The following is a 744-nucleotide window of genomic DNA, read 5'->3' on the forward strand; positions in this document are numbered from 1 at the left end:
ACCTCAACGGCCACCGTAGCGCCTGTGTCGTCGCGCTGGTAAGAACCTGCGAAGCGGATGGGAACAGCATCAATCCCGGTCGCGGCATAGAACGACCAGATCACATCGTCAGGGAAGCCGCCCAGTGTCCACTCCATTGAGAGCGCATCGTCATCAAGACCGAGGTCAACAGGCGCTGCGCCGTTCATGCCCGCACCACGATAGTTATCGAGTTTGCGGGTCAGCTTGGGCAGGGTGATAGCCTTCGCCACTCCCTGATAGCTGTAGCCATCAAGAAAGACGTTCATTAATTTCAGTTTGCGCGGCATTGCCATTTAGTCAGGCTCCTTAATTGCTGTTGACCGAGCTGATGAGGTTCGCCAGATATTTATCAGTAATGCGCTGGCGCAGGGTCAGGTTTTCGAGTGGCGGAACCGGCGTATAGTCATAGTCGATATACAATTTCCCGGCCTTGAGGGTTGCTTCATCGTTGGCCTCTTCATCAAACCAGCAGGTTGCATCCACGATATAGCCGTTAGTTTTCAGCTCGCGGAATTTGGCGTTAATGCCGTCAACGATGTCGCGGATAAGTGTTGCCGTGATGGGTTTATCCACCGCCCACATATGCGCTTCCGCCATCGTGTCAGCGATAACCTGTGCGGTGCGGGTGTAGTTTTCAAACAGGAACAACGGATCATCCGAGCAGGTGCGGTTGCCCCAGAATCGGAAACCATCGCGGCGAATAAGCGTGGTCACGCCCGCCTC

The 744-nt window shown here is 54.8% G+C and carries 2 protein-coding genes; both read right to left on the bottom strand.

Annotation, left to right across the window (positions count from 1 at the left end):
- On the bottom strand, positions 1-314 hold a 314-nt coding region (locus RE027_RS17930; RefSeq protein ID WP_368809655.1), incomplete at its 3' end, for a phage major tail tube protein.
- A gap of 13 nt (positions 315-327) precedes the next feature.
- The coding region (locus tag RE027_RS17935; protein ID WP_368809656.1) for a phage tail sheath C-terminal domain-containing protein at positions 328-744 on the bottom strand (417 nt) is incomplete at its 5' end.

The organism is Kocuria sabuli (genome assembly GCF_040981185.1).
In the GTDB taxonomy this organism is placed as follows: Bacteria; Actinomycetota; Actinomycetes; order Actinomycetales; family Micrococcaceae; genus Kocuria; species Kocuria sabuli.